Origin of the sequence: Janthinobacterium kumbetense (assembly GCF_023703445.1) — a bacterium.
In the GTDB taxonomy this organism is placed as follows: domain Bacteria; phylum Pseudomonadota; class Gammaproteobacteria; order Burkholderiales; family Burkholderiaceae_D; genus Janthinobacterium; species Janthinobacterium kumbetense.
In genome coordinates this window covers 1-24,632 of record NZ_JAMQGR010000009.1, presented here as the reverse complement: position 1 = coordinate 24,632, position 24,632 = coordinate 1, and the positions used below count along the sequence as shown (strand labels likewise).

The window sequence follows — 24,632 nt, the reverse complement described above, 5'->3', positions numbered from 1 at the left end:
TCGGCCATCAGCAGAAATCCGGGGTCAGACCCGCCGGGTCTGACCCCAGCTCTCCATTGCGTACAAGTTCGACGCAAACAGCATCCATCTTCACAGGTATCCATCGTGCGCAAGTTTATCGGCCCTACGGTATTGACCATCAGCATGGCGCTGGGTCTGTATCTGCTCTTCATGTTGTACATTTCCGGCCAGACCATGCTGGCCGCCGTTTTCCTCGGCTTGCTGACCCTGACGACGTTTGTCTTCACGTCGCCGCGCGCCTATGCCTACCGCTATCTGTTTCCCGGCATTACGGCGGTCATCGTCTTCGTGCTGCTGCCGATGGTGTACACGGTGTCGATCGGCTTTACCAATTTCAGTTCGCGCAACCTGCTCACCTATGAGCGCGCCACGCAATACCTGCTGGACGAGACGCAGCGCGTGGAAAGCGCCGGCTATGCGATGACCGTGCACGCCGACAACAAGGAATACCGCTTGCGCCTGGAAAGCCCGGACACGGGCGAAGTGCTGCTGACGCAGCCGCTGGCCCTCAAGCGCGCCGTGCCCCTGAACGTAGAAGTGACGCCGCTCGACCCCGTGCAGGCGCCCGTGCTGGCCCCGCCGCTGCCCATCAAGGACATCATCGCCCTGCAAAAGGATCTGAAGTTGCTCACCTTGATCTTGCCGAACAGGATCGAGCTGCGCATGGTGGGCTTGCGCGAATTCGGCCCCGTTGCGCACGTGTACAAGCAGTTGCCGGACAAAACGCTCAAGAAAATCGCCACGGGCGAACTCGTGACACCGAACTTCAAGACGGGCTTTTATGAAATGCCGGACGGCACGAAGCTGGAACCGGGCTTCAAGGTCAACGTCGGTTTCGCCAATTTCGTGAAAATCTTCTCCGACGAAGCATTCCGCGGCCCTTTCCTGCGCATTTTCGTGTGGACCATCGTTTTCGCCCTGATCAGCGTGGCCACCACGACGGGCCTGGGCATGGTGCTGGCCGTACTGCTGAACTGGGATGCGCTGCGCTTCCGCGGCCTGTATCGCACCCTGCTGTTCCTGCCGTACGCCGTGCCTGGCTTCATTTCCATCCTGGTCTTCAAAGGTTTGTTTAACAATAACTTCGGCGAAATCAACCTCGTGCTCGACGCCTTGTTCGGCATCAAGCCCGCCTGGTTCTCCGACACCACCCTGGCCAAGGCCATGATTTTGATCGTCAACACCTGGCTCGGCTACCCCTACATGATGGTGGTGTGCATGGGCTTGATCAAGGCGATCCCGTCGGACCTGTACGAAGCGTCGGCCCTGGCCGGCGCAGGACCGCTGACGAACTTCTTCAAAATAACGTTACCCCTGATCATCAAACCGCTGACGCCGCTGATGGTGGCCAGCCTGGGTTTCAATTTCAATAATTTCGTGCTGATCAGCTTGCTGACGGGCGGACGTCCCGATTTCCTCGACACGACGTTACCGGCCGGCACGACGGACTTGCTCGTGTCCTACACCTACCGCATCGCGTTCGAGGATTCCGGCCAGAACTTTGGCCTGGCCGCCGCCATCTCGACCCTGATCTTCTTCCTCGTGGCCGCGATTTCGCTGGTCAACATGCGCCTGACGCGCATGAACAAAGCATAAAGGACCGACCATGGCTATCGTTGTCGACCGTTCCAACCGCTGGCGCATCCTGGCGGCCCACGTCGCCGTGATCGCGCTGATCGCGCTGGTGATGTTTCCCTTCCTGATGATCTTGTCGATCTCATTACGCCCTGGCAATTTCGCCTCGGGCAGTTTGATTCCGCCCGAGATCAGCTTCGAGCACTGGCGCCTGGCGCTGGGCATGTCTTACCAGGCGCCCAACGGCGCCCTGGTCGAGCCGGACTTCCCCGTGCTGCTGTGGCTATGGAATTCCATCAAGGTGGCCAGCATGAGCGCCACCGTCACCGTGCTGCTGTCGACCACCTGCGCGTACGCATTCGCGCGCATGCAGTTCCGCTTCAAGTCGCAAACCCTGTCCGCGCTGATGCTGCTGCAGATGTTCCCCGCCGTGCTGGCCCTGGTAGCCATCTACGCCATCTTCGATGTGCTGGGCAGCTACGTGCCGTGGCTGGGCATCGACCACCACGGCAGCCTGGTGCTGGCCTATACGGGCGGCATCGCCCTGCATATCTGGACCATCAAGGGCTACTATCAAACCATCCCCATCGAAATCGAGGAAGCGGCCAAGGTCGACGGCGCCACGCAATGGCAAGCGTTTGTCTTTGTGCTGCTGCCGATGACGGTGCCCATCCTGATGGTGGTGTTCCTGCTGTCGTTCATCGGCGCCATCATCGAATACCCGATCGCTTCCGTGCTGCTGCATGAACAGAACAACCTGACCCTGGCCGTCGGCTCGAAACTGTTCCTGTACGAACAAAAATACCTGTGGGGCGACTTCGCCGCGGCCGCCATTTTGTCCGGCTTGCCCATCACGGCCGTGTTCCTGCTGGCACAAAAATGGATGATCTCCGGCCTGACGGCTGGCGGCGTGAAAGGCTGACCATGCGACGCTCCCTGACTGCGCTGGCCGCCCTGTTACTCAGCGCTTCGGCGCAGGCAGGGAGCTTCAGCTTCGCTGACAACCCCATCGTCTACTTCGCCGTGACGGACCGTTTCGCCAACGGCAATCCCGGCAACGACCACAGTTATGGCCGCGCCGCCGACCCGCAAGGCGGCGATGTCGGCAGCTTTCACGGCGGCGACATCGCCGGCCTCACGCAGCAGCTCAAAGCTGGCTACTTCAAGGAACTGGGCGTCAACGCCCTGTGGATCACGGCGCCGTACGAGCAGATCCACGGCTGGGTGGTGGGCGGCAAGCAGCAATTCCAGCATTACGCCTACCACGGCTACTGGGCGCTCGACTACACCACCATGGACGCCAACATGGGCACGCGCGAGGAATTGCGCGAGATGATCGATATTGCCCACGCGCAAGGCATCCGCGTGCTGTTCGACGTGGTGCTGAACCACCCCGGTTACGCGGACTTGCGCACCCTGTCCGAATATAAAGTACCCGTGCTGTGGCCGGGCCATGAAAAAGCCACCCTGCGCGACTATCATAGCTACATCGACTACAACAACTTTGATTTCGCACAATGGTGGGGTCCGGACTGGGTACGCGCGGGCCTGCCAGGCTATCCCGACGGCGGCAAGGACGATTTCACCATGCAACTGGCGTATCTGCCCGACTTCCGCACGGAAAGCAGCAAGGCCGTGGGCTTGCCGCCCATCCTGCAGCGTAAAAGCGATACGCGCGCCGTGGCCCTGCCCGATGCGACTGTCCGCACTTACCTTGTCCACTGGCTGGCCGACTGGGTGCGCGAATTCGGCGTCGACGGTTTCAGGGCCGACACCGTCAAGCACGTGGAGCCGGCCAGCTGGCTGGCCCTGCGCGCGGCGGCCACCGATGCCCTCAAGGATTGGAAAACCCGCCACCCGCAGCAGAAGATCGACGACGCACCGTTCTGGATGACGGGCGAAGCGTGGGGCCATGGCCCCGAGCGCAGCAGCTGGCATGACGCGGGCTTCGACTCGATGATCAATTTCGATTTCCAGAATCGCGCGGGCGGAGACTGGAAAAGCATCGATGGCGTGTACCGCCAGTATGCGGGCTTGCTGGGCGAGCGCCTCGGCAATGCACCCCGCTACGACATCCTGTCGTACATCTCCTCGCACGACACCAGCCTGTTCCCGCGCGACCGGCTGAAACATGGCCTGTCGGCCCTGCTGCTGGCGCCGGGCGGCGTGCAGCTGTTCTATGGCGATGAAAGCGCGCGCCAGCCTGGCGCCGCGCCCATCGGCGACGAACAGCAGGCCACACGCTCCGACATGAACTGGTCGTCGCTCGATGCGGCCACCCTCGCGCATGCGCGCAAGCTGGGCCAGTTCCGCCTGCGCCACCCTGCGCTGGCGCGCGGCGAACACCGCTTCATCGACGACAAGCCGTACGCGTTCGCCCGCGCGATGGATGGCGACGCCGTCATCGCCGTGCCCGAAGCGCAAGGCGCCATCACCTTGAAAGTCCACGGCGTGTTCGCCGAAGGCGCCGTGCTGCGCGACGCGTATACGAATCACACCTGTTTGGTTAAAAATGGCGCCGTCGCCGTGAACGCGGCCGGCACCGTCCTGTTAGAAAAGGCAGCACCATGAGTACCTATGACATCCTGGTGGTCGGCGGCGCCGGCATCGACACCATCGTGCGCGTCCCTTCCCTGCAATTGCCCGTGGCCGATTCCGTGCACGTGCCGCCCATCCGCGACTACGTGGCGCACACGGGCAATGGCGTGGCGCTCGGCTGCCACGCGCTGGGCTTGCGCTGCAAGTTCATCGACTTCATCGGCGACGATGCGCAAGGCGCGGCCATCCTGCAGCGCTACAAGGAGGCCAGGCTCGATTTCTCGCACATCGTCGAACCGTCGGGCACGCGGCGCAGCGTCAACCTGGTCGACCCGCAAGGGCGCAGGATGTCGCTGTACGACGGCCGCCACCCGGAAGACGTGCGCATGCCGGCCGCCTTCTATCTGCCCTACCTGGGGCCGGCCCGCCACGCGCACTTTTCCATCATGGGCTGGGTGGCCGAGCTGTTCGACGATGCGCAAGCGTGCGGCACCACCGTGTCGACCGACCTGCACGACTGGGATGGCGTCAACCCGCACCACAAGACATTCGCCCTGCGCGCCGACCTGGTCTTCCTCAGCACGGCGGCGCTGGGCGAACGGCGCGACGATGTCATGCGCGCCATCGTGGCTGAAGGGCGCGCGCAGGCCGTCATCGCCATGGCCGGGGCGGATGGCGCCTATCTGCTGGAACGGAGCGGCGAAACCGTGCGCCATACTCCGACGGCAGGCATGAATTTGCCCGTGGTGGACACGAATGGCGCCGGCGACTCCTTCGTCGCCGCCTTCCTGCAGGCCTGGCTGGACGACGCAGGCCTGGACGAAGCCATGCGCCGCGGCGCCATCGGCGGCGCGTTTGCCTGCGCCCAGCATGGCACGCATGAACGGTTTATCGGCAAGGCAGAGCTGAATGACTTATATCAAGACAGCACTAGCTTATGACTTAAAATTCTATCAAGCGTGATAACTTGGTAACGGGCGCATGGCACAATGGCTGCGGATTTCACCATTGCAGACCATTCGAACCGGAGACCACATGAGAATCGAAACCCTGGCCGTGCACGCCGGCTACACCCCCGACCCGACCACCAAGGCTGCCGCCGTCCCCATCTACCAGACGGTGGCCTACGCCTTCGACAATGCCCAGCATGGCGCAGACCTGTTCGACCTGAAAGTCGCCGGGAATATCTACACGCGCATCATGAACCCCACGCAGGACGTGCTGGAAAAGCGGGTCGCGGCGCTGGAAGGCGGCGTGGCCGCGCTGGCCGTGGCGTCGGGCATGGCGGCCATCACCTACGCGATCCAGACCATCGCCGAAGCGGGCGACAATTTCATCTCCGCCAGCCAGCTGTATGGCGGCACCTACAACCTGTTTGCCCACACCCTGCCGCAAATCGGCATCGAAGTGCGCTTCGCCGACGCGCGCCAGCCCGAGACCTTCGCCGCGCTGATCGACGCGCGCACCAAGGCCATCTTCTGCGAATCGATCGGCAACCCGCTGGGCAATGTGACGGACGTGGCCAAGCTGGCCGAGATCGCGCACGCGCACGGCATCCCGCTGATCGTCGATAACACGGTGCCCAGCCCCTACCTGTTCCGCCCCATCGAGCATGGCGCCGACATCGTCGTCCATTCGCTGACCAAATACCTGGGCGGCCACGGCACCACCGTCGGCGGCGCCATCGTCGACAGCGGCAAATTCCCATGGGCCGAACACAAGGAGCGCTTCAAGCGCCTGAACGAACCGGACGTGTCGTATCACGGCGTCGTCTACACGGAAGCGTTCGGCCCCGCCGCCTTCATCGGCCGCGCGCGCGTCGTCCCGCTGCGCAACATGGGCGCGGCCATCTCGCCCTTGAGCGCCTTCCAGCTGATCCAGGGCATCGAGACCCTGGCCCTGCGCATGGACCGCATCTGCGACAACACGCTGGCCCTGGCCAAACACTTGAAAAACCATCCGAAAGTCGCGTGGGTCAATTACGCGGGCCTGGAAGACCACCCGGACCACGCGCTGGTGAAAAAATACATGCACGGCCGCGCCTCGGGCATCCTGTCCTTCGGCCTGAAGCTGGCTGCAGGCGAAGACCCGCGCGCGGCCGGCGCCCGCGTGCTCGACGCCCTGCAGCTGTTCACGCGCCTGGTCAACATCGGCGACGCCAAGTCGCTGGCCACCCACCCGGCCTCCACCACGCATCGCCAGCTCAATCCCGAAGAACTGGCCAAGGCGGGCGTGTCCGAAGACATGCTGCGCCTGTCCGTGGGCATCGAGCATATCGACGACTTGCGCGAAGACCTGGAGCAGGCATTGAACGCGGCGTAAGCCTCTTTTCCACGCCGGCCGGAGGGGACTTCATGCCATAATCGGCGGCATGTCTTCCCCTCCTACTCCCCCTGAGCAGCCGGCATCCGGCCATTTCCGCGCCGAATACGCGCGGCGCATGAATGCCGTGCTTGACCATATCGACCGCCACCTCGACACGCCGCTGGAGCTGGCGCAGCTGGCCGACGTCGCGCATTTTTCACGCTTCCACTTTCACCGCGTGTTCGCCGCCTGGATGGGCGAGACGCTGGGCGACTATGCACGCCGCCGGCGCCTGGAAACGGCCGCCCTGCGGCTGGCCTGCCGCCCCGGCGAAACGATACTGGACATCGCGCTGGCGACAGGCTTCGGCTCCGGCGAAGCGTTTGCGCGCGCCTTCAAGCTGAAGTTCGGCTGCACGCCGACGGCCTGGCGCGCCGGCATCGCCGCAAAAAACGCTGCCATGCTCGCAGCCATGCGCCTGCGCCGGCAAGATAGCAATCCGGATCAGGCCATGCGCAATCCCGGTCAGGAAAACGGGCCGAATTTCCAGCACCATGGGCACTCCAATCCACTTCATAGAGAGAGTCCCATGCAAGTCACCATCCTCGACCTGCCGCCCGCCACCGTGGCGTGCCAACGCCATATCGGCCCTTACGGCCCCGCCATCGGCGCCTTCTGGCGCGACACTGTCGCGCCATGGATGCAATCGCACGGCCTGGACGACGCGACGTGCTACGGCATCGGCCATGACGATCCCAGCATCACGCCGCCGGACAAATGCCGCTACGACGCCTGCGTCGCCGTGCCCGATGCATTCCAGTCGGGCGGCCGGGCCAGCATCACCACCCTGCCGGGCGGGCGCTATGCGGTGGCGCAATTCAAGGGGCCGTCCAGCGCCATTGCCGAAACGTGGACGCGCATGACGCGCGAATGGCTGCCGGCCAGCGGCCTGCAGTGGGATGAGCGCCCGTGCTTCGAGCGCTTTTCCGCGGCCACGGCGCTGGACCCGGCCACCGGCGAATTCTCTTGCGACATCTGCATCCCCGTACGGCCGCTGTAGCTTCCTCTTTCGCGTGTATCAGCCCGCGATACCATAGCGCGATGCCGGCTTGCCGCGCATCGCGCCTGCGAACAGGGCCAGGCGTGCAGAGTCAAACTGCTCCCACAAGGCCTGGTCTTCGACGGAAGGCAAGGTCACCAGTTCGCCCTGGTCCAGGCCCGCCAGCGCCGCATCGACACAGTCTTCGGCGCGCATGATGGTGGCCTGGTCCAGCTGCGCCAGCGGCACGCCGCTCAATTCCCAGATTTCCGTCGCCGTCGATGCGGGCAGCACCAGCTGCACCACGATGCCCGTGCCGGCCAGCTCCTGCTGCAAGCCGCGCGTGAAATTCATCACATAGCCCTTGGTGGCGCTGTAGATCGTGCTGACGGGCAAGATGTGGAAGGACAGCACGGAGCCGATATTGATGATGGTGCCGCTGTTGCGCTGCTTGAACTGCGGCAGCACGGCGTAGCTCAGCTCCGCCACGGCCGTCACGTTGACCTTGTCCATGGTGGCGATGCCCGCTTTCGGCGTATCGACGACGGGCGCCAGGGTCGACGCGCCCGCATTATTGACCAGCATGGTGATGGCCGGATTGCTGGCCAGTTCATCGGCCACGCGCTGCAGGTCGGCCGGTGCGGACAAGTCCGCCGCCATGACACGCACGGACACGCCATACTTTTCCGCCAGCGACCTGGCCAGCACGTCCAGGCGTTCGACCCGGCGCGCCACCAGGATCAGATCGAAGCCGCGGCTGGCCAGGCGGTCCGCATATACGGCGCCCAGGCCCGACGACGCGCCGGTGACGAGGGCCGTGCCCGGTGTATTGACTGTACTCATGATAGTTCCTTTGCAATTGGTAAATTCGAATGAATGGCTTTCAGCAGGACGGATCAAACATGATATCCATCATGTTTGATCCGACGCTAAACATGACGGTCATCATGCTTAGCGACGCAAGCATGACGCACGTAATGTATGATGTCAACAGAAATTATTTAATGATCGGGAGAACACCATGCGATACCCAGCGTCCGAAACGGCAGAAAAACACCAGCGCATCCTGCAGGAAGCGGCGCGGCTGTTCCGTGAACAGGGCTTTGACGGCGTCAGCGTGGGACAGATCATGAAGGCGACAGGACTCACGCATGGCCCCTTCTACAACCACTTTGCCTCGAAGGAAGCGCTGATGGCGGAAAGTACCCTGCACGGCTCGGAGCACTCGCGCGCGGCGCTCGATGCGGCAACCATCAGTCCGGAAGCCATGCGCCAGTATGTGCGCGATTATGTGAGTGCGGCCCACCGCGATGCGCCGGGCAACGGGTGCTTGCTGGCGGCGCTGGCCGGCGACGCGCGCAAGCAGCCGGCAGTGCTGCCCGCCTTCACCTTCCACCTGAAATCCATCATCGGCAAGCTGACCACGCATTTTCCGTGGCAGAAAAAACGCAACCCCCGGCAGGAAGCCATCGTCATGCTGTCGGCCATGGTGGGCGCCGTGGCGCTGGCGCGCGCCGTCGACGATGCCGCGTTTTCGGACGAGATACTGGCGGCGGTCAGCACGGCATTCGCGCCGCCAGCACTTGCGCCACCTGCCTGACCCTCTCGTCCACCGAACCTGACACATCGACAAAGGCGATCCCCCGCCGCGCCAGTTCGGCCTGATACCACGCATGCTGGCGCGCGCGGAAATCCTCGTCGCGGCGCGTGCCGTCCTGGATGAAGGGAAAATCAGGGGCGCACAGCAGCACCAGGTCGTAGCCGTGCTCGGCCAGTTGCGCCAGTTCCGGCTCGGCCTTGCCGAACATCTCGACGCAGTAGAAATACGTCGTCATGGGCGAGGTGTCGCAAAACAGCCAGCGCCGCGCGGCCAATAGCGCCTGCGCTTCGCGCCGCAGCTGTTCCCGGCCGATTTTCAACAAATCGTCATAGTTCAATATGCCATCCTGGCTTTCCCACAGTTCGCGGCCATACTCAGCCACCCAGGCTGTCTCGAAATGCGCCGCCAGCGCCTGCGCCAAGGTCGTTTTTCCGCTCGATTCGCCGCCGAGCACGCACACGCGCGTGACAAAATCGGCGCGCACAATCGGCGACAGGAAGGCGCTGTGCGCATGCGGATCTTGCCGCACCCTGGTGCCGGACACGGGTACCAGGGTCCTCGCCTGGTCCACGCTCACGTGCGCCACCGGCCCGCCGGCATAATGCCGTTCCAGCACCTGAGCAAAGCCGGAGCCATAGTCTTCGCTGGTGAACACGGCATCGACGGGCAGCGCCAGCACCGTCCAGCACAGCCAGCCCATGAAGTGGCGATGCAGCTCGCCATCGTCGTCGTTGTGCGGCAGATGGCGGGCAGGCACGCCGCGCGCGGCGCACAGGGCCGCCAGGCGCGCATCGTCCAGCACCACGATGTGCGCCTGCGGAAATTGCGCGCGCAGCCACCGTTCCCGGCGCGCCGGCTCATAGCCGGGAAATTCGGGCCTGGTGTAGCTGACCACCAGCAGTTCTTCGCAGGCGTCTTGCGCGCGCTTGATCAACAGTTCGTGACCCTGGTGCAGCGGGCAAAATTTGCCGACCACGAGGCCGCGTTTATAAAGGTTCATGCCACTGCTTCCTGCAAATCCGAGGTGTATTGAATGATCTTGTCTTCCGCCAGCAGGGTCTCGACCGTGATGGCGCCGAAAAAAGGCGCAAGCAAGGCGCGCGCCCGGTCAGCCTGCGGCATGGCGTTCGGCGCCAGGCGCAGCGCGATGGCGCCGTCGCCATGCTGGTGCACGCCGAACAGGGCGATGGCCAGCGGTTTCAAGGCATGCGTGATGTCGATATTATTGATCCACTCGCCCGTCATCGTCCTGTAGCGCAGGGGGCTGCGGCCGGCCAGGCCCACCAGCACGGGACCGTGCGGGCCATGCGCCAGCGAGGCGTAATCACCCGTGCGGTAGCGAACCAGCGGCAGGCAAAAATTGAAGCCGCCCGTCACGGTGATTTCGCCGCGCGCGCCATCCGGCACGGGCTGGCCCGCGCTATCGAGGATTTCCACGTACAGCCGGTGCTGCAGCAGCACGTGGCCGCCCGCCTGTTCATCGTAGACGGCCACGGGCCCCACTTCGTTGAGCGAATAGATGTCGAGCACGGGGCAGCCGAACGCCGCTTCGAGGCGCGCGCGCATGCCGGGCAACAGCATCATCGACACGGACAGCAGCGCGGCCGGCTTGTGCGTCATGGACAGGGTCAGCAACTCGGCAAACGAGATGGGGTCGCCCGCAATCAGCTCGGGCGCCATGGCATCGAGGTAACGCGCGCGGTCATCCGGGGCGCGCCAGTCGTCCGGGTGCAGGTTGATCTTCGCCAGGCCGGATTCGTTCATCGTGGGCGTGACGGAGACATAGGTGAAGCAGCGGCGCTGGTGCCCCAGCAGCATCACGCCCACCTGCCCCGCGCCATGGCGCAGGGTCACGCCGAAGCGGCGCAGCGCGCGCTTGTGGAAGGCCAGGTAGCGCCCCGCCACCAGCGGGTGCGAAGCGATCAGCAGCGGGTGGCCCGTGGTACCCGTCGTCTGGAAATTGATCATGCGCGCCAGGTCCGCATCGTCGGGCACGAAGGCGGCGATGTCGTGCGCCAGTTCGGCGCGGCTGATGGGCGCCACGTCCGCCAGGCGCGCGGGCGGCGAGCCGCAGGCGCGGTAATGCGGCACCGTGGCGTAGGCCGTTCTGAGAAAATCCGCCAGCCAGGGCGGCGGCGCATCGGCGCTCCAGCCGATATCCGCCTGCATGACTTCCTGCTCGTAGGCGCGCAAGGCCGCCACTTCCGCGGCCAGCAGCTTGTTGCCGCTGCGGTTGCGGTAGCGAGGCGCCGCGGGATGGCTGCGCAGTTTGTCCAGCATCCGCGCGCCCGCCGGCGTCAGGGTGGGACAGTAGTCGCGGTCCGCTTCCCAGGCGCCAGCCGGCAGATTGACGTCCACGCTCATTCGCGCGACCACTTGTCGGCCGATTCCTCGGCCGCCTTCTTCGCCAGCGCCTCGCGGATTTCCCGCGCGCGCTGTTCGGCCAGGCGGCTCGCTTCAAGCAGGCGGCGCCGCTCCGTGCCGCTGATGGCGGACAGGCGGTCCGTGGCCTGCGCCACGCTTTCGTCGCGGGGCCGAAAACCCAGGCGCGCCAGCACGATGCGCGCCAGTTCCTCGCGCCGCTCGGGGTCTTGCGTGAACTGGTGGGCCGGCGTGGCGGCGGCCAGTTCGCGCGCCGCCTCGCCCAGCACCTGCAACAAATCGTGCTGCGGCAACTGCTGGCCGATGAACCACTCGTCGGCCAGCAGCCAGCACAGGATCATGGCCAGCGCCAGCCGGTTGCGGTCCGCCTTCACTTGCGCGCCGATGAACCCCTGCAGGGACGCGGCCGGCGCGCGCGCGCCATGCAGCAGCAAAAAGTCGTTGACCAGTGCGGCAACCGCCACTGCCTGCGCATTGGCAACGCCGGCGATACGGGGCTCGGCGAGGAATTCGACGGGCGTGTCGGCCAGGCGGTGGGTTAATCTTTCGAGGTGGGGTCCGGGAATCTGCATGTCATGATTGTATATAGTGGCGCCGGCTGAACGCCCGCGCAAAGTCCAGCAAGTCCTCGTAGCGCTCGACGGCGTGGATATCCCAGCCCTGCTCGCGGCGCGCGCGTTTCAAATCGTCATAGGTCTGCTGCAGCCACTGGTGGCTGGCCGCCCCCTCCCAGTCGCGCGCCAGGTTCAAGGCCATGGTGCCGCCCGCGCCGCCCTGCGCCAGCGCTTTCGCCGAGATATCCCAGCCGCTGTTGCCCAGTTCATCCTTGTCGAACATGGTGGTGATACCGTCGTCGGAAATCATCAGGATGTGCGCGGGCCGTTCGCGCCTGGCCGCATAGGTCTGGCGCAGGCGGTGGATGGGGAAACAGGTGCCGCCGCCAAAAAATTCCGTCAGCACGCCGAGGATCATGTCTTCATCGCGCACGAAACCTGGCGTTAGCATCACTTCGTTCTTGCCGCTCCACAGGGTCACCTGCACTTTCGCGCCCGCGCGCAGGGCGGACAAGGCGATGACGGCGCCGGCCAGGGTCAGGAACGAGGTATGCGCCTGCGGGTTCGGCATGGAGCCGGAACTGTCCACGTACATGTCCAGGTCGACGGGCACGGCGTCGGTGGCGCGCGCCGGTTCGCGGCCATACACGCGGCGCACGGTGGTCACGCCCGGGACGGGGCGCGGCGACTGCATCACCGACTGCAGCCAGTCGATGTCTTCCAGCGGGTCGCCAATTTCCCATGGCTCCAGCCCTTCCATCTGCGGCTCCGGCGATTCGGGCGCCGGGCGGCTGGGAAATGCCACCAGATGCGGCAAGGCCCGCTCGCGGTAGTAGCGGATGGCGATTTCATGGTCGCTCAAGTCCACGCCCGAGGCCTTCAGAATGTCGCCCAGTTCGAACGGTTCGCGCAGCTGGCCGCCGCCGTTCCCGGGCGGCGCCTCGGCTTGCGGTTCCTCGCCATCGAGGCCCGAAATGCGCTTGTCGTGCACGGGGTGGATGGCGCCGTCCTCTTCGTCATCCTCGATCTGCTGCGCGCCATACGTCTGGCAGCCGCGTGCCGCGTCGCGCGTGTCCTGCAGATAGCGGCTGGGGTCAATGTCACCCAGGGCATCCGTATCTTCCACCAGGTAGGGCAGCAGCAAGGTGGCGAAGCGGCCCGCCGCCAGCATCCAGTCGTTCGCATACACGCGAATGAGGCGCGCCCCCAGCCAGGCATCCGTGTCCAGGCGCTCGTCAGCCTGGCCGCCGCCCAGCTCGCCCTTTTCCAACTGCCACAGGTTTTCATAGATACGCATGTACAGGGTCCATACGCCGCCGCTGCCCTTGCCGTCCGGTGCTGGCGCTTTCCCCTGTTGCAACTTGCGGTAGATGTCCGCCATGCGCAAGTTCGCCTGGCGCTGCAGGCGATCGTTGATGAACAGGTCCGTGTACAGGTTGGCCACCATGGGCGCGTGCTGTTCCAGCGTCGGCAAGGCTCGGCGCATGCGCGCCAGCAGGCGGAACTGGTCGCTGGCGCTGCCCGGCGCGAGGATATGGTGGCCGATTTCATGGGCGAGGATTTCCAGCGCATAGTCGTCCAGCCCCAGCTCCGTCACCAGCGGCAAGTCCACCACCACGCTCTGGTCGAGCAGCCGGATCATGGCGAAGCTGCCGGACAAGCCCTGCCTGCTGGCCTCGACGCGGCTGGCGCACAGGCTGGGGTCGCGCAGGCGCGTAAACTTGCTCCACACGGCCAGGGCCTCGGGCCAGGCGGCGCGCCAGCGGTCGATCAGGTCGGCATCGTTCTTCATGCGAGCGGCAGCAGGCGGATGGCGTGCGTCCACGGTGACGTGATGGCCAGCGTATGCGCATTCGCGGCGATGGCGATGTCGCCGGCCGGCAGGTCGAGCGCGATGCTGCGCGCGCCGATATGCACGGTCGCCCCCTCGAGGCGCACGGACGCCGGCACGCCGGTTTGCGCCAACTCAAACTCCTGCGCCGTGGCGCTGTGCAGCACGGCGCCATAGGCATCGGCCACCAGCAAATAATGGCGCTCGGCGCTGCGCACGACAAACCCGTCAAGCGTGGCGCGCACTTGCGGCGGCGTGGCGAAGTCGCCACCCAGGCCCGTGAAGGCGCCGAACTCCCTGCCTTCGGCATTGCCGCGCCACGGATTAGCCATGAGCTGCGCATGCACCTGCGGCCATTGCGCGCCCGGTTCGCCAAAGGCGGCCAGCGCCAGCGCATGCGGCAAGGTGTCGGCGGCGGCCAGCGCGCCCTGGCGGAAATGCGCGACGCCGGCGCGCCAGGCCAGCACCTGGCCCACGGCGCGCAGCTGTGCGACGCTGCCGACTTGCGGCGCCACGGCAGCCATCCCGGCCTGCCATTGCGCGGGCCGCGCTCCCGCCACGGAGGAAATATGGATGGCGGCGTTGCTCAGCATGCCCAGCACGTCGACGGGGGCCTTCGCCAGTAGCGGTGCAAACGATGGCGCCAGCCCGCGCCACACGCTATTCAGGAAGGGATTTTTCGCGGCCGGACCGGCCAGGCCATGGCCCACCAGCTCCAGGGCCATGTCGTAGGCGGCCAAGGTGACGCCGCCCACGCGCTCGGGTGCTGCGGCGGCCACGGCCGCCACCAGCGGATCGACGCCATCGTGCAAAAAGGCGCCGAAGGCGGCCATGTCGAGCGCGGGAAAGCGCCGGCGCGCTTCCGCCGCGCGGCCGTTGAACTGGGCGCGGCCGCTGGCAAGGATAGTTGCGAAGGCAGGAGAAATCATTGTTCCTCCTCAATCGCTATGCGAAAAATGCAGCAGATAGCGTTCATCCCCTGATTCAAACGCGATCTCGTCCCAGTGGATCGCATACCAGACACCAGGCGGCGGCGTCATCTTCACGATATGCATAGTGAATGCGGCCAGCGACATGTCCAGCGCGTCGAGGAAGGCGTTGACGAGGCAGGCGCGGAAACGGTCCGGCGGCGCCGTCCGCATGTGGTCCGACGAGAAGAACCAGCGCTGGCACACGTGCTCCAGGTGCGCGCGCCCGCACGGCGCCACCGTGATCTGCCACAAGGGCGCCGGCAAGTCGCGCGCCGCGCCGCTCACGTTCAAGGCATAGTCCTCCACGCGCAAGCCCAGCGCCGTGCGCAGGTCCGGCGCACCGGGCAGGCGCTGCAGCTCATAGCTTGCGCACAGGTCGCTGGCCTCGCTGTTCAACATGGCCAGCGCGTCGAGAAACCCGCGGCAATGGTCGATATTCAGTGCGTCATTCATTGCGAACGCAGCCAGCTGCGGTAATTCGTATAGCGCTGATGCAGGTATTTGAGCTTCAGCAGGTCGTCATATAGGGGGCCGTACAGTTTTCTTCCTTTGGTACGCTCGCCGATCAGCTTTTCGATGCGGTTCAGGCGCGCCAGGGTCTCGCGCTCGCTGACGCCATCGAGGCCCAGGTCGAATTCGGCAGACAGCACGCCGACAGGGTCGTCGCGGTCCAGGTCAAGGCGGTTGAATTCATCGTTCGACAGATCGAACAGACGGCGCAGCCAGCCCAGCCTGTCGCTGCGGTAGGCGGCGTTTTCCGGCAGCGCGAAAAATGGCGCATCCGGGTCCGGCTGCAGCTTGTTATGCAGGACGAATGGCAGCACCTGGCGCAAGTCTTCCAGCTCCACCTCGCCATTGCCGCGGAAATAAGCCATGGCCTTGGCGTAGATCAAGAGCGCCATCAGGGTGCGCACGGAGATCCCGTTGAGGGTCTGGCAGCCGAGGTCCTTCAGGCGGTCGCGCCCATTGTCGGCCGCCTGCGCGGCGCCCCGGTCGGCGCCGGCCAGGCGGGCCGTATCCTTGGTCATGTATTCGAACTGGCCACCGGCCGTCTCGAACAGCTCGAACTGGCTGGCGAAGAATTCCAGGCGACGGCGCACGGCTTCGGGCACGCCCACCTGGCGGATGGATTCGCCAATTTGATCCACCTCCGCTTCCGTAAAGATGATATCGGGCGGCACCAGTTCTTCTGGCCGCACGTTTTCTTCCACGCGCAGCAGCAGTTCATTCAGGAAGCGGGGGTTGAAGGCCAGCGCCTGCACCGTCACGTCGATCCGGTCGCGCAGCGCTTCGATCACCTGGTAGGTACCGCCGCCCTGGTCATCGTTGGCCGTCAGATACCAGGCCGCTTCCGGACATTCGTAAATATGGTTCAGCACTTCCGCGTAATTGTCGCCCATGACGGTGAGCAGCGCGCTTTGCGTGCGCGTGGGGATGCGGTTGTATTCATCGACGATTTTCACGCGCATGCCCAGCCAGGCGCGCCAGGCGATGCGGATCTCGTCCATGCTTTGCGCATTGACCAAGTCCGCCGGCAGCGGATTGCCCAGCAAGTCGGCTACCGTCATCTGCGGGTGGCCATGCTGCATGGCGCGCTTGACTTCCTTGACGGTGGAACCGGCCAGCACGCCCATCAGCAGGGCGCTGGCCGTCTTGCCCCGCCCCGGCCCGCCGACGAACAGGCATTTGCGGCGCGTGGCGAACGTCAGCAGGGGCAGCAAAATGAAGCTGGAGTAGCTTTGCGCCGACGGCAAATTCAGGGTGCGGCGGCTGTCGCCCACGGCATACGTCTGCGACGGGCCATCGTTGTATTCGATGTCGTAATGGGGGCTGATGATGGCGTGGTTGACGATCCAAAAGTATGCCTGGCGCAGCTTTTCATCGAACGGCCGCGCTTGCGCCTCGCCTTCCGCTCCCAGCGCGATGGGTCCCTGGTACAGGTCCGCCACGTCGAACTGCCGCGCGGCGGGCGCCGCCTTGGGTTTGGTGGGGGCCTGGGACAGGCGCTGGAACAGATTAAAAGCTGACATGATTGGCTAACGCCTGTCAAAACCTACTGCGCGTCGGTATTTACGGCCTGCGATGCTCACTGTACATTCGCACAGTTGCGCTTCTCGGCCGCAACTCCCTTCCGCTCGCTACGGTTTTTGTCAGGCGTTGTTATTTAATGTGGAAACGAAATTATTGCATATCGGCCCAGTTACGCCTTGTTCAAATCGACAACAGTCTCCTCCATCCCGCGCCAGCGCCACCAGCCCAACGCCACGCAAGCGACCAGCAAGGCCAGCAAGCCCGCCACTTCATGGCGGATTTCATACAGCGAGGCACCCATTTGATTGAGCGCAACAAAGCCCTGGATGCCGGCCGTCGATGGCAGCAGCCAGCGCAGCCATTGCAGCACGACGGGCATGGACGACACGGGCCAGGTCAGGCCCGCGAGGAACAGCACGGGCATCGAGGTGGCGATCATCAGCTGCGTGCCCCGCTCGCGCGTGCGGAACAGCATGCCCAGCAGCATGCCGAAGGCCGCCTCACACAGCGAGAACAGCACCAGCAGCAAGAGCATGCCGCCAAAGTTACCGCCACGTGGGTAATCCTGGAACCAGAAGACAAAGCCGAAGAAATAGCAGCAGTTCAAAAACGCGACGCAGGCAAACGCCAGCAGCATGCCCGCATAACCGCCGGCCGTGCGCCTGCCCGCCACAGGAAATGCCTTGCGCTGGTACCAGGTGCCGAACAGCATGGTCATGCCGATCAGCAAAGTCTGCTGCACAATGAGAGTAGCCACGCCCGGCACGACATAGGCGCCATAGCCTTCCTTGACGTTAAACAGGGGCACGGCGTCGAAGGCAATGGGCGAGCGCTGCTGGTTGGCCTGGATGGTGGACGGCGTGCCCGCGCCCAAACGCTTGAGCTCGATACCGGCCGACACCGTGCCCACCACTTCGGCCAGCCCGTTCAGGGCCACCTTGTTCAACATCAAATACAAGCCATTGCCCGCCACTTGCGCGTGGGCGGCGCGGCCGGCCAGCACGTCCGTCTGCAAACCATGGGGAATGATCAATACGCCCATGACCTGGTCGCGCCATAATAAATCCTGTGCGACGGGCAAGTCCGGCGTGACGGCGACCACGTGCAGCGACGGGTGGGCCATGGCAAAGCGCGTCAACTGGCGCGACATGGCGCTGCGGTCCTGGTCGACGACCGCCACGGGCACGCGCTGGATGATTTCCGTCGAATACGGCAGCGGATAGAAGAAGGAATAGATGATGCCGCCGATGAACAGCAAGGTCAGCGCGCCCTTGTCCGTCAGCATGGCGCGCCAGGTGGCGACAAAGGCCGGCCAGATCATGTGCGTCCCCAGGCGGCAGGCGCATTCGCGCGGCGCGCCAACAGGAACACGCCCACGGCGCCGCAGCCGATGGCGATGCCGGCCAGAATCAGCATTTCCTGCACGCCATAGCGCCATGGCGCGCCGGCCAGCCAGTATTTCGTTTGCAATTGCAGATAATGCGTGAGCGGCAAGGCTTCCGCCCAGGCGCGCGCTGGCGCCGGCATGGCCATCAAGGGAAAGGCCTGGCCCGCAAACGCGAACGCGGGCGCCGTGATGAAGGCCGCGCCCGACAGCGCCAAACGCAGGGACAGGGTGGCGGCGATCAGCAAGGTGGCCAGGCCGCAATACGCGAGCACCAGCAACAGCATGCTCAGCAGCAATACCGGCAAGCTGCCCGCCACGGCCCAATCCCGCGCCAGGCTGAAGAACAGCAAGTACAGCAGCGCCAGCGCGCAGTAGGCGACGAGGGGGAACAGCAGCTTGGCAAGCACGGCGCGCAACCAGCTGCCATGGGCCGAGGCCAGCCATTGCGGCACCGTGCCGTCGCGCAACTCGCGTCCGATACTCGTGACGACGGCGACGACGATGAAAATCTGCAGCATGGCCGGCATCAGCGCCAACGTTAAAAATGCTTCATAGCTGATGTTTTCGTTATATAAACTGTTCAAGGTCGTGCGTATCGGTTCAAACTGGGCCGCCGCCTGCACGCCCGACATGCCTTTCTTGACCCGCGCCGTCATCTCGATGCCGGCAGACAAGGTCGTGCTGACCGTGCGCACGTCGCGCAGCAAGGCGCCCGCGTGCGAGGAAAACTGCGCGTTGTACAGCCATTGCACGGTGGCTTGCCGGCCGCCCAGCAGTTTCTGCTCGAAATCGTTCGGGATCAGCAGATAGCCGAACGCCGTGCGTTCGCGCAAGCGATGCAGGGCTTCGTCGCTGGACGCCACTTTCGCCGCCACCTGGATGCCGGGAGAAGCGTCGAGCCAGCGCGTGAGCTGGCGCGACAGGGTGGAATTGTCGTTATCGATGACGACGATGGGCAAGTCGCGCGCGATGCCGGCGGAAAACACCAGCCACAGCATGCCGCACAGCACGACAGGAATCCAGCTGAGCATGCCGAAGTCCCAGAAGTCGCCGCGCAGCCGCTGCCACTCGCGTGCCAGCGCCGCCGGCTGCTCTTTGTCAATCTCGCTCATCGGCTATCAGAGCGGTGGGAACACGACCGACATGCCCGGACGCAAGCCTTCGACCTTGATGGCGGGACGCAAACGGATTTCAAACGTGCGCAGATCCGTGCCGCCCGGACGGGCCGCGCGCCACGTGGCGAAGTCCGGCAGCACGGCAACCGAACTGACCTTGAAGCTCAGTTGCTGTTTCAAGGCCGGCACGTTCGCCGTGTGCGTGCTGCCCATGGAAAACGCCGCCATCTCGTCTTCACGCACTTGCAGCACGGCCCAGGCGTCATCGAGGTTCACCAGGGTAATCACGGGGAAACCTTGCGGCGCCAATTCGCCCGGCTGGATCTGGATCTTGCTGACCTGGCCCGCCACCGGCGCGGCAATCTTCGTCTCGGCCAGCGCGATCTGCGCTTCCGTCAGCACGGCGCCCACCTGGCGCGCCTGGGCGGCGGCAGCCGTCTTGTCTTCGGGACGGGCGCCCTTTTGCGCCATGTCAAACTGGGCGCGAGCCGCTTGGGCCAGCTGGTCGGCGGCGCGCCATTGCGCTTGCGCCTCGTCACGTTTCTGCTGGGCAATCACGCCTTGCTCGAACATATTGTTGACGCGGGTATACGTGGTCTTGGCGATGGTGGCCCCCGTTTGCGCCCGCTCCCAGTTCGCTTTCGCAGCGGCAATTTCTTCCGGCCGCGCTCCCGCTTGCGCCTTGTGCGCCACGGCTTCGGCCGCTTGCGTGGCGGCCGTCGCTTGCGCGATCTTCGCATCCACTTCCGGGCTCGTCAGCTGGAATAGCAGTTCACCTTTCGGCACCGTTTGGCCCAGCTTGACGTACAGCTCGCCCACCCGGCCCGGCACTTTCGACGAGACATTGACTTCCTGCGCATCCATCTGTCCCTGCAAGGGCAGGCGCTGCGGCTGGAAGGCCTGGTACAAGCCCCAGCCCACGAAGGCCAGGACAATGACGGCGGCGACTATGGCCAAGGGTTTTTTGGAGGTGCTCATTATTATTTGTCCACAGGTAATTGGATATCGGCCGCGGCCGCCAGGCTGCCCAGGCGCTGCGTCTCGCCCGTCGCTTCCAGCAATTGCGCCAGCCCCATCACATAGTTATAGGCCGTCTGCGCGCGCTGGGTTTCCACCTTTGCCAGGTTCAGGCGCGCGTCGACCACTTCCAGCGACGTCACTTGCCCTTGCTGGAAAGCCACGGTTTGCAGGCGAATATTTTCGCGCGCCAGCTCCACCGACGAGGCCGTGGACAGATACTGGATACGGGCGTTTTCCAGCGCGCGCCAATTCTTTTCGATCAGGGTGGGAATGTCGCGCTCGGCCTGGCGCGCCACCACTTCCACCCGCTCCTGGTCCAGCTTGGCGGCGGCGATCATCTTGCCCGTATTGATGCGGTGCACGAGCGGTACGGACACGACCAGGCCGACGGCCCAGTTCGAGCGCACGAGCTTTTCATTGCCACGGTTCAAATTGTAGTTACCGATGGCAAACACGGTAGGTGCGTATTCCTTGCCATGCAGCTTCAAGGCTTGCTCGGCCTGCACGCGCTTGCTGTCGATCTTTTTCCAGTTCGCATTTTCGCGCATGCCCGTGCTGATGAACGATTGCAAGGTGCCAACCGGCAAGCTGTTGACGAACAGCGGCGTGCTGGGGCGCACTTGCGTATTGACGGCGAGCAAACGATCGAGCGCCACCTGGGCGATTTCCTCGTCGCTGCGCGCCTGCGCTTCGTCGCTGCGGGCGCTGTCCAGGGCCACGTCGGCGCGCAGGCGTTCCGCGCGCGAAATCAGGCCGCCCTTTTCCAGCTTGGCCGCGTCGCGCTGGTGCTGCGTCACGCCGGCCGTCACTTCGGCCCGCACGGCCACCACTCTTTTTGCCAGCAGCAACTGGAAATAGCGCTGCGCCACCAGGGTGGCCAGTTGCTCTTCCGCTTCCGTGCGCTCCGCCTGCGCGGCCAGGGTCAGGCTCGATGCGAGCCCCTTGACGGCGTCCAGGCGCCCGCCCGTGTAGATGGGCCACATGCCCAGCAAGCCGAACGAGGTCAGGTCCGTCACCACTTCGCGGTTGAGGGAGTTGGGAATATGCGGCGTGGGCAAGCCGGGAATGGGCGGCAGCACGGATTCGATGCCGCCCACCACGCCGGACAAGCCGCTCGTGTCGATACTCAAATCCGTCGACAAACGGCCGCGAAACGCCGTCAAGTCCACGGAAGGACCATCGATATTCGACAGCGCCTCCGCCTTGAGGGTTTTGGCGTGCACGTCGAGCGCGGCGCCCTGCACGGCGCCCGAAGCCTGGGCCGCCTGCTGCAGCGCTTCGTTGAATGTCAGCGGCGCGCCGGCCGGCAACTGCGCCAGGGCGGGCATGGCCGCGCCCAGCGCGCCCGCCAGCAATAATGATAAGTGTCCTTGCAATCTGCCCATGTAGCGTCCAGTCAATGAATGAGGGGAAAGCACGGGGTTGCCATGTTTATACTTTCACAATAGCAATTATATCTACGGATGTCTATTCCAGCCTGCACTATTGCCTACTGCGGCGGATACGCAAAAACGGGCGCCTCTTGCGGGGCGCCCGTTGAGCTCAAGCAGCTACCCGGCGAATTACTTCTTCGCCTTCTTACTACCCTTCTCTTTTTCCTTTTCAAACACGGCAAAGAACTCGGACGCCATGTTGCGGATGGCGCGGCCAATGTTGGCGTAGTCGTATTCGTTCAGGTTGGCCAGCGACACGCGGCCGGACGGGTGCGTGGTGCCGAAGCCGCGGCCCGGCAACAGGATGACGCCCGTTTCCTCGGCCAGGCGGAACAGCGCTTCGTTCGGCTTGAGCTTTTTCAGCAGCCACTGCGAAAACTCCACGCCATGCATCTGCGCGGCCAGCGATTCCATGTCCAGCAGGTGGTAGTAGCGCACGGAATTGGCGTCGTGCACCATCGGCAAGCCCAGTTCGCGGTACAGCGCTTCCTTGCGGCGCAGCACGATGCGTTTCATCGACTGCTTGTACTTTTGCTCTTCATCCATCAGCGAGAACAGGGAGAACAAGGTCATCTGCGCCTGCACGGGCGTGGACAGGCCGGCCGTATGGTTCAGCGCCACCGTGCGGCTGTCGGCTACCAGGCGGTCGATGAATTTCAGCTCGCGCGGCTCCGTCGTGATGGAGTGATAGCGCGCATCGAGCTGCTTCTTGATGGTTTCCGGCAACTTGGAAATCTTGTCGTCGAGTACATTTTTCTCATGCGTGGCCACCACGCCCATGCGCCAGCCCGTCGCGCCGAAGTATTTCGAGAACGAATACACGAGGATGGTGTTGTACGGACACATGGCGAACAGCGAGACGAAGTTGTCGGCAAACGTGCCGTACACGTCATCGGTCAGGATGATCAGGTCCGGGCGCTTCTTGATGATCTTGGCGATGTATTCCAGTGTGTCATCGTCGATCTTGACGGACGGTGGATTGCTGGGGTTGACGAGGAAGAAGGCCTTGACTTTCGGGTTCAGCAGCTTGTCCAGCTCTTTCTTTGTGAATTGCCAATTGTTCGATTGAGGCGCATCAATATGCACGGTGTTCAGCTTGTAATCATTGAGCTGGGGAATCTCGATGTACGGCGTGAAGATCGGCATGCCCAGGGCAATCGTGTCGCCTTCCTGGATGATGTGGTTCGATTTCAGGCTGGCGAACAGATACGTCATGGCCGCCGTGCCCCCTTCGACGGCGTACATGTCGAAGTTGCCGACGAAGGGATGGTCACCGATCATTTCGCGGTGGATATACTGGCCGACGATTTTCTCGGACAGGCGCAGCATGCGGTCCGGCACGGGATAGTTGCAGCCGAGAATGGCTTCGCACATCTCGTAGATGAAGTCGCCCGCGTCCAGACCCAGCTGGTCGCGCACATACGACATGGCTGCCTCGATGAAATGCACGCCGGGGTTGCCTTCATGCTTGCGCACGAAGATTTCGAAGCGCGCCTCGATGCCGTCGCGCGTGGGGAAGCCGCCCACGTCATCCATGTACACATAGGAACGTTCCGCTTCCGTCATGGCGAACTGGCCGAACTGGAAGAAGCCGTGGCGCGGCGTGGTGGCCAGGAAATTCGGGTTGCCGCGGCCCGCATTGAGCATCAGACGGTTGCTTTGCTTGGCCGTCTGGATCAGCGCATCCTTCAATTCGAAGGGGCTCAACAGCGCGAGTTTGCTTGGGTTACTGAAATCCATTTCAACGACTCCTTATCAACTGACAATATGGGAAAAGCCCCGCACAGGCGGCTTAGGTCCTGCAAATACGCCCGACTCAGACGAAGGCCACAATCAGCGGCCCCAGCAAGGTCAGGAAAACGTTGGCCAGGGCATACGTAATGGCAAACGGTACGGTGGGAATCGAGTTTTGCGCCGCGTTCAGCACTTCGCCGAACGCGGGATTGGCGCTGCGCGAGCCGGACAAGGCGCCCGCAAAGATGGCCACGTTGTCATAACGCAAGATGTAGCGGCCGATCAGCATGGTCAAGATCATCGGCAGGATGGTCACCACCACGCCCACGCCAAACAGGGTCAGGCCGTGTTCGCGCACGGTTTGCACGGCTTGCAGGCCGGACGTGAGGCCGACGACGGCAACGAAGCCGGCCAGGCCCAGGTCTTTCAGGATTTGCACGGCGCCGCTGGGCATGTAGCCAAACGTCTGGCGCTTGGCGCGGAACCAGCCGAATACCAGGCCCGACAGCAGCACGCCGCCGCCGCTGCCCAGCGTCAGCGGAATCGAGCCGATGCGCGCCACCAGCAAGCCCACGAGCAAACCGACGACGAGGCCGGTGCCCATGTAGACGAAGTCCGTCTTGGCGCTCGGCACGATCATGTAGCCCACTTCGGCCGCCACGCGCTTGACGTCCTGCTCGGCGCCGTAGATGGTCACCACATCGCCCGTCTGCACGACGGTTTCCGCTTGCATGGGCAGAATCTTGCCCATGCGGCTCAGTTGCACGACAAAGATGCCGTGGCGCACGCCCGGCGCCGTGGCGCTGCGGATTTCGCCCACCGTCTTGTTGTGGTAAGCCTTGTTGGTCAGCACCATGTCGCGGCGCTGCATCACCAGTTCCATGCCTTCGACGGCCAGCAATTCCTTGCCCAGCTGGGAAGACACGCTGAGCATGGCTTCGCGCCGGCCCACCAGCAGCACGATATCGTCGGCCGCCAGCACCAGGTCCGGGCTGACGTCGATGATCTGGCCATTGCGTTTCACGCGTTCGATGGTGATGGCCGTGCTCGGATGGGCGCTTTCGATGTCCGCCACGGAGCGTCCGGCGCCCGGACCC

Annotated in this window: 21 protein-coding genes; 7 read left to right on the top strand and 14 right to left on the bottom strand. The window is 64.2% G+C overall.

Annotation, left to right across the window (positions count from 1 at the left end):
- Positions 1-105 precede the first annotated feature (105 nt).
- The 6 genes from malF (at position 106) to NCG91_RS21520 (ending at position 7,498) form a co-directional block, all read left to right on the top strand.
- Complete coding sequence (gene malF / locus NCG91_RS21545) at positions 106-1,617, top strand: maltose ABC transporter permease MalF (RefSeq protein ID WP_099664600.1); 1,512 nt, start codon at positions 106-108, stop codon at positions 1,615-1,617.
- A 10-nt stretch (positions 1,618-1,627) separates the two neighbouring features.
- On the top strand, positions 1,628-2,518 hold the full coding sequence (gene malG / locus NCG91_RS21540; protein ID WP_251351134.1) for a maltose ABC transporter permease MalG: 891 nt from the start codon (positions 1,628-1,630) through the stop codon (positions 2,516-2,518).
- A gap of 2 nt (positions 2,519-2,520) precedes the next feature.
- Positions 2,521-4,167 (top strand): alpha-amylase family glycosyl hydrolase, encoded by a 1,647-nt coding sequence (locus NCG91_RS21535; protein WP_251351133.1) that lies wholly within the window; start codon positions 2,521-2,523, stop codon positions 4,165-4,167.
- On the top strand, positions 4,164-5,075 hold the full coding sequence (locus tag NCG91_RS21530) for a carbohydrate kinase family protein (RefSeq protein ID WP_251351132.1): 912 nt from the start codon (positions 4,164-4,166) through the stop codon (positions 5,073-5,075). The genes NCG91_RS21535 and NCG91_RS21530 overlap by 4 nt, the downstream gene beginning before the upstream one ends.
- 94 nt (positions 5,076-5,169) lie before the next feature.
- A complete protein-coding gene (locus NCG91_RS21525) occupies positions 5,170-6,456 on the top strand; it encodes an O-acetylhomoserine aminocarboxypropyltransferase/cysteine synthase family protein (RefSeq protein ID WP_251351131.1) in 1,287 nt (428 codons plus the stop codon).
- Positions 6,457-6,505: 49 nt separating this feature from the next.
- Complete coding sequence (locus tag NCG91_RS21520) at positions 6,506-7,498, top strand: AraC family transcriptional regulator (RefSeq protein ID WP_251351130.1); 993 nt, start codon at positions 6,506-6,508, stop codon at positions 7,496-7,498.
- An 18-nt stretch (positions 7,499-7,516) separates the two neighbouring features.
- Here NCG91_RS21520 and NCG91_RS21515 read toward each other — a convergent pair whose 3' ends face one another.
- Positions 7,517-8,320 carry an SDR family NAD(P)-dependent oxidoreductase gene (locus tag NCG91_RS21515; protein WP_251351129.1) on the bottom strand — a complete coding sequence of 268 codons (804 nt, stop codon included), beginning with the start codon at positions 8,318-8,320 and terminating at the stop codon, positions 7,517-7,519.
- A 178-nt stretch (positions 8,321-8,498) separates the two neighbouring features.
- On the opposite strand from NCG91_RS21515, the gene NCG91_RS21510 reads away from it, so the two are divergent.
- The gene (locus NCG91_RS21510) at positions 8,499-9,077 is read left to right on the top strand and encodes a TetR/AcrR family transcriptional regulator (protein ID WP_251351128.1); all 579 of its coding nucleotides are present in this window, start codon (positions 8,499-8,501) and stop codon (positions 9,075-9,077) included.
- Here NCG91_RS21510 and NCG91_RS21505 read toward each other — a convergent pair.
- From NCG91_RS21505 to NCG91_RS21445, 13 genes are all read right to left on the bottom strand, one after another.
- On the bottom strand, positions 9,034-10,077 hold the full coding sequence (locus NCG91_RS21505; RefSeq protein WP_251351127.1) for an AAA family ATPase: 1,044 nt from the start codon (positions 10,075-10,077) through the stop codon (positions 9,034-9,036). The genes NCG91_RS21510 and NCG91_RS21505 overlap by 44 nt on opposite strands.
- Positions 10,074-11,435 (bottom strand): phenylacetate--CoA ligase family protein, encoded by a 1,362-nt coding sequence (locus NCG91_RS21500; protein ID WP_251351126.1) that lies wholly within the window; start codon positions 11,433-11,435, stop codon positions 10,074-10,076. The genes NCG91_RS21505 and NCG91_RS21500 overlap by 4 nt, the downstream gene beginning before the upstream one ends.
- Positions 11,436-11,437: 2 nt before the next feature.
- Positions 11,438-12,031, bottom strand: a complete 594-nt coding sequence (locus NCG91_RS21495; protein WP_251351125.1) for a hypothetical protein — start codon at positions 12,029-12,031, stop codon at positions 11,438-11,440.
- A 1-nt stretch (position 12,032) separates the two neighbouring features.
- Positions 12,033-13,805: a VWA domain-containing protein gene (locus NCG91_RS21490; protein ID WP_251351124.1), complete on the bottom strand. Its 1,773-nt coding sequence runs from the start codon at positions 13,803-13,805 to the stop codon at positions 12,033-12,035.
- On the bottom strand, positions 13,802-14,773 hold the full coding sequence (locus NCG91_RS21485; RefSeq protein WP_251351123.1) for a hypothetical protein: 972 nt from the start codon (positions 14,771-14,773) through the stop codon (positions 13,802-13,804). The genes NCG91_RS21490 and NCG91_RS21485 overlap by 4 nt, the downstream gene beginning before the upstream one ends.
- A 9-nt stretch (positions 14,774-14,782) precedes the next feature.
- On the bottom strand, positions 14,783-15,268 hold the full coding sequence (locus NCG91_RS21480; RefSeq protein ID WP_251351122.1) for a hypothetical protein: 486 nt from the start codon (positions 15,266-15,268) through the stop codon (positions 14,783-14,785).
- Positions 15,265-16,845, bottom strand: coding sequence for an AAA family ATPase (locus NCG91_RS21475; protein ID WP_251351121.1), 1,581 nt, complete (start codon positions 16,843-16,845; stop codon positions 15,265-15,267). The genes NCG91_RS21480 and NCG91_RS21475 overlap by 4 nt, the downstream gene beginning before the upstream one ends.
- 170 nt (positions 16,846-17,015) lie before the next feature.
- Positions 17,016-18,167 (bottom strand): ABC transporter permease, encoded by a 1,152-nt coding sequence (locus tag NCG91_RS21470; protein WP_251351120.1) that lies wholly within the window; start codon positions 18,165-18,167, stop codon positions 17,016-17,018.
- The gene (locus NCG91_RS21465) at positions 18,164-19,345 is read right to left on the bottom strand and encodes an ABC transporter permease (protein ID WP_251351119.1); all 1,182 of its coding nucleotides are present in this window, start codon (positions 19,343-19,345) and stop codon (positions 18,164-18,166) included. The genes NCG91_RS21470 and NCG91_RS21465 overlap by 4 nt, the downstream gene beginning before the upstream one ends.
- 6 nt (positions 19,346-19,351) lie before the next feature.
- Positions 19,352-20,326 (bottom strand): HlyD family secretion protein, encoded by a 975-nt coding sequence (locus NCG91_RS21460; protein WP_251351118.1) that lies wholly within the window; start codon positions 20,324-20,326, stop codon positions 19,352-19,354.
- Between the two features lie 2 nt (positions 20,327-20,328).
- A complete protein-coding gene (locus tag NCG91_RS21455; protein WP_251351117.1) occupies positions 20,329-21,753 on the bottom strand; it encodes a TolC family protein in 1,425 nt (474 codons plus the stop codon).
- Between the two features lie 177 nt (positions 21,754-21,930).
- On the bottom strand, positions 21,931-23,541 hold the full coding sequence (locus tag NCG91_RS21450) for a bifunctional aspartate transaminase/aspartate 4-decarboxylase (RefSeq protein ID WP_251351116.1): 1,611 nt from the start codon (positions 23,539-23,541) through the stop codon (positions 21,931-21,933).
- A gap of 76 nt (positions 23,542-23,617) precedes the next feature.
- On the bottom strand, positions 23,618-24,632 hold a 1,015-nt coding region (locus NCG91_RS21445), incomplete at its 5' end, for an aspartate-alanine antiporter-like transporter (protein ID WP_285817197.1).

Coding starts and splice junctions, on each gene's coding strand:
- malG (WP_251351134.1), top strand. CDS start 1,628: ATGGCTATCGTTGTCGACCGTTCCAACCGCTGGCGCATCCTGGCGGCC.
- NCG91_RS21535 (WP_251351133.1), top strand. CDS start 2,521: ATGCGACGCTCCCTGACTGCGCTGGCCGCCCTGTTACTCAGCGCTTCG.
- NCG91_RS21530 (WP_251351132.1), top strand. CDS start 4,164: ATGAGTACCTATGACATCCTGGTGGTCGGCGGCGCCGGCATCGACACC.
- NCG91_RS21525 (WP_251351131.1), top strand. CDS start 5,170: ATGAGAATCGAAACCCTGGCCGTGCACGCCGGCTACACCCCCGACCCG.
- NCG91_RS21520 (WP_251351130.1), top strand. CDS start 6,506: ATGTCTTCCCCTCCTACTCCCCCTGAGCAGCCGGCATCCGGCCATTTC.
- NCG91_RS21515 (WP_251351129.1), bottom strand. CDS start 8,320: ATGAGTACAGTCAATACACCGGGCACGGCCCTCGTCACCGGCGCGTCG.
- NCG91_RS21510 (WP_251351128.1), top strand. CDS start 8,499: ATGCGATACCCAGCGTCCGAAACGGCAGAAAAACACCAGCGCATCCTG.
- NCG91_RS21505 (WP_251351127.1), bottom strand. CDS start 10,077: ATGAACCTTTATAAACGCGGCCTCGTGGTCGGCAAATTTTGCCCGCTG.
- NCG91_RS21495 (WP_251351125.1), bottom strand. CDS start 12,031: ATGCAGATTCCCGGACCCCACCTCGAAAGATTAACCCACCGCCTGGCC.
- NCG91_RS21490 (WP_251351124.1), bottom strand. CDS start 13,805: ATGAAGAACGATGCCGACCTGATCGACCGCTGGCGCGCCGCCTGGCCC.
- NCG91_RS21485 (WP_251351123.1), bottom strand. CDS start 14,773: ATGATTTCTCCTGCCTTCGCAACTATCCTTGCCAGCGGCCGCGCCCAG.
- NCG91_RS21480 (WP_251351122.1), bottom strand. CDS start 15,268: ATGAATGACGCACTGAATATCGACCATTGCCGCGGGTTTCTCGACGCG.
- NCG91_RS21475 (WP_251351121.1), bottom strand. CDS start 16,845: ATGTCAGCTTTTAATCTGTTCCAGCGCCTGTCCCAGGCCCCCACCAAA.
- NCG91_RS21470 (WP_251351120.1), bottom strand. CDS start 18,167: ATGATCTGGCCGGCCTTTGTCGCCACCTGGCGCGCCATGCTGACGGAC.
- NCG91_RS21465 (WP_251351119.1), bottom strand. CDS start 19,345: ATGAGCGAGATTGACAAAGAGCAGCCGGCGGCGCTGGCACGCGAGTGG.
- NCG91_RS21460 (WP_251351118.1), bottom strand. CDS start 20,326: ATGAGCACCTCCAAAAAACCCTTGGCCATAGTCGCCGCCGTCATTGTC.
- NCG91_RS21455 (WP_251351117.1), bottom strand. CDS start 21,753: ATGGGCAGATTGCAAGGACACTTATCATTATTGCTGGCGGGCGCGCTG.
- NCG91_RS21450 (WP_251351116.1), bottom strand. CDS start 23,541: ATGGATTTCAGTAACCCAAGCAAACTCGCGCTGTTGAGCCCCTTCGAA.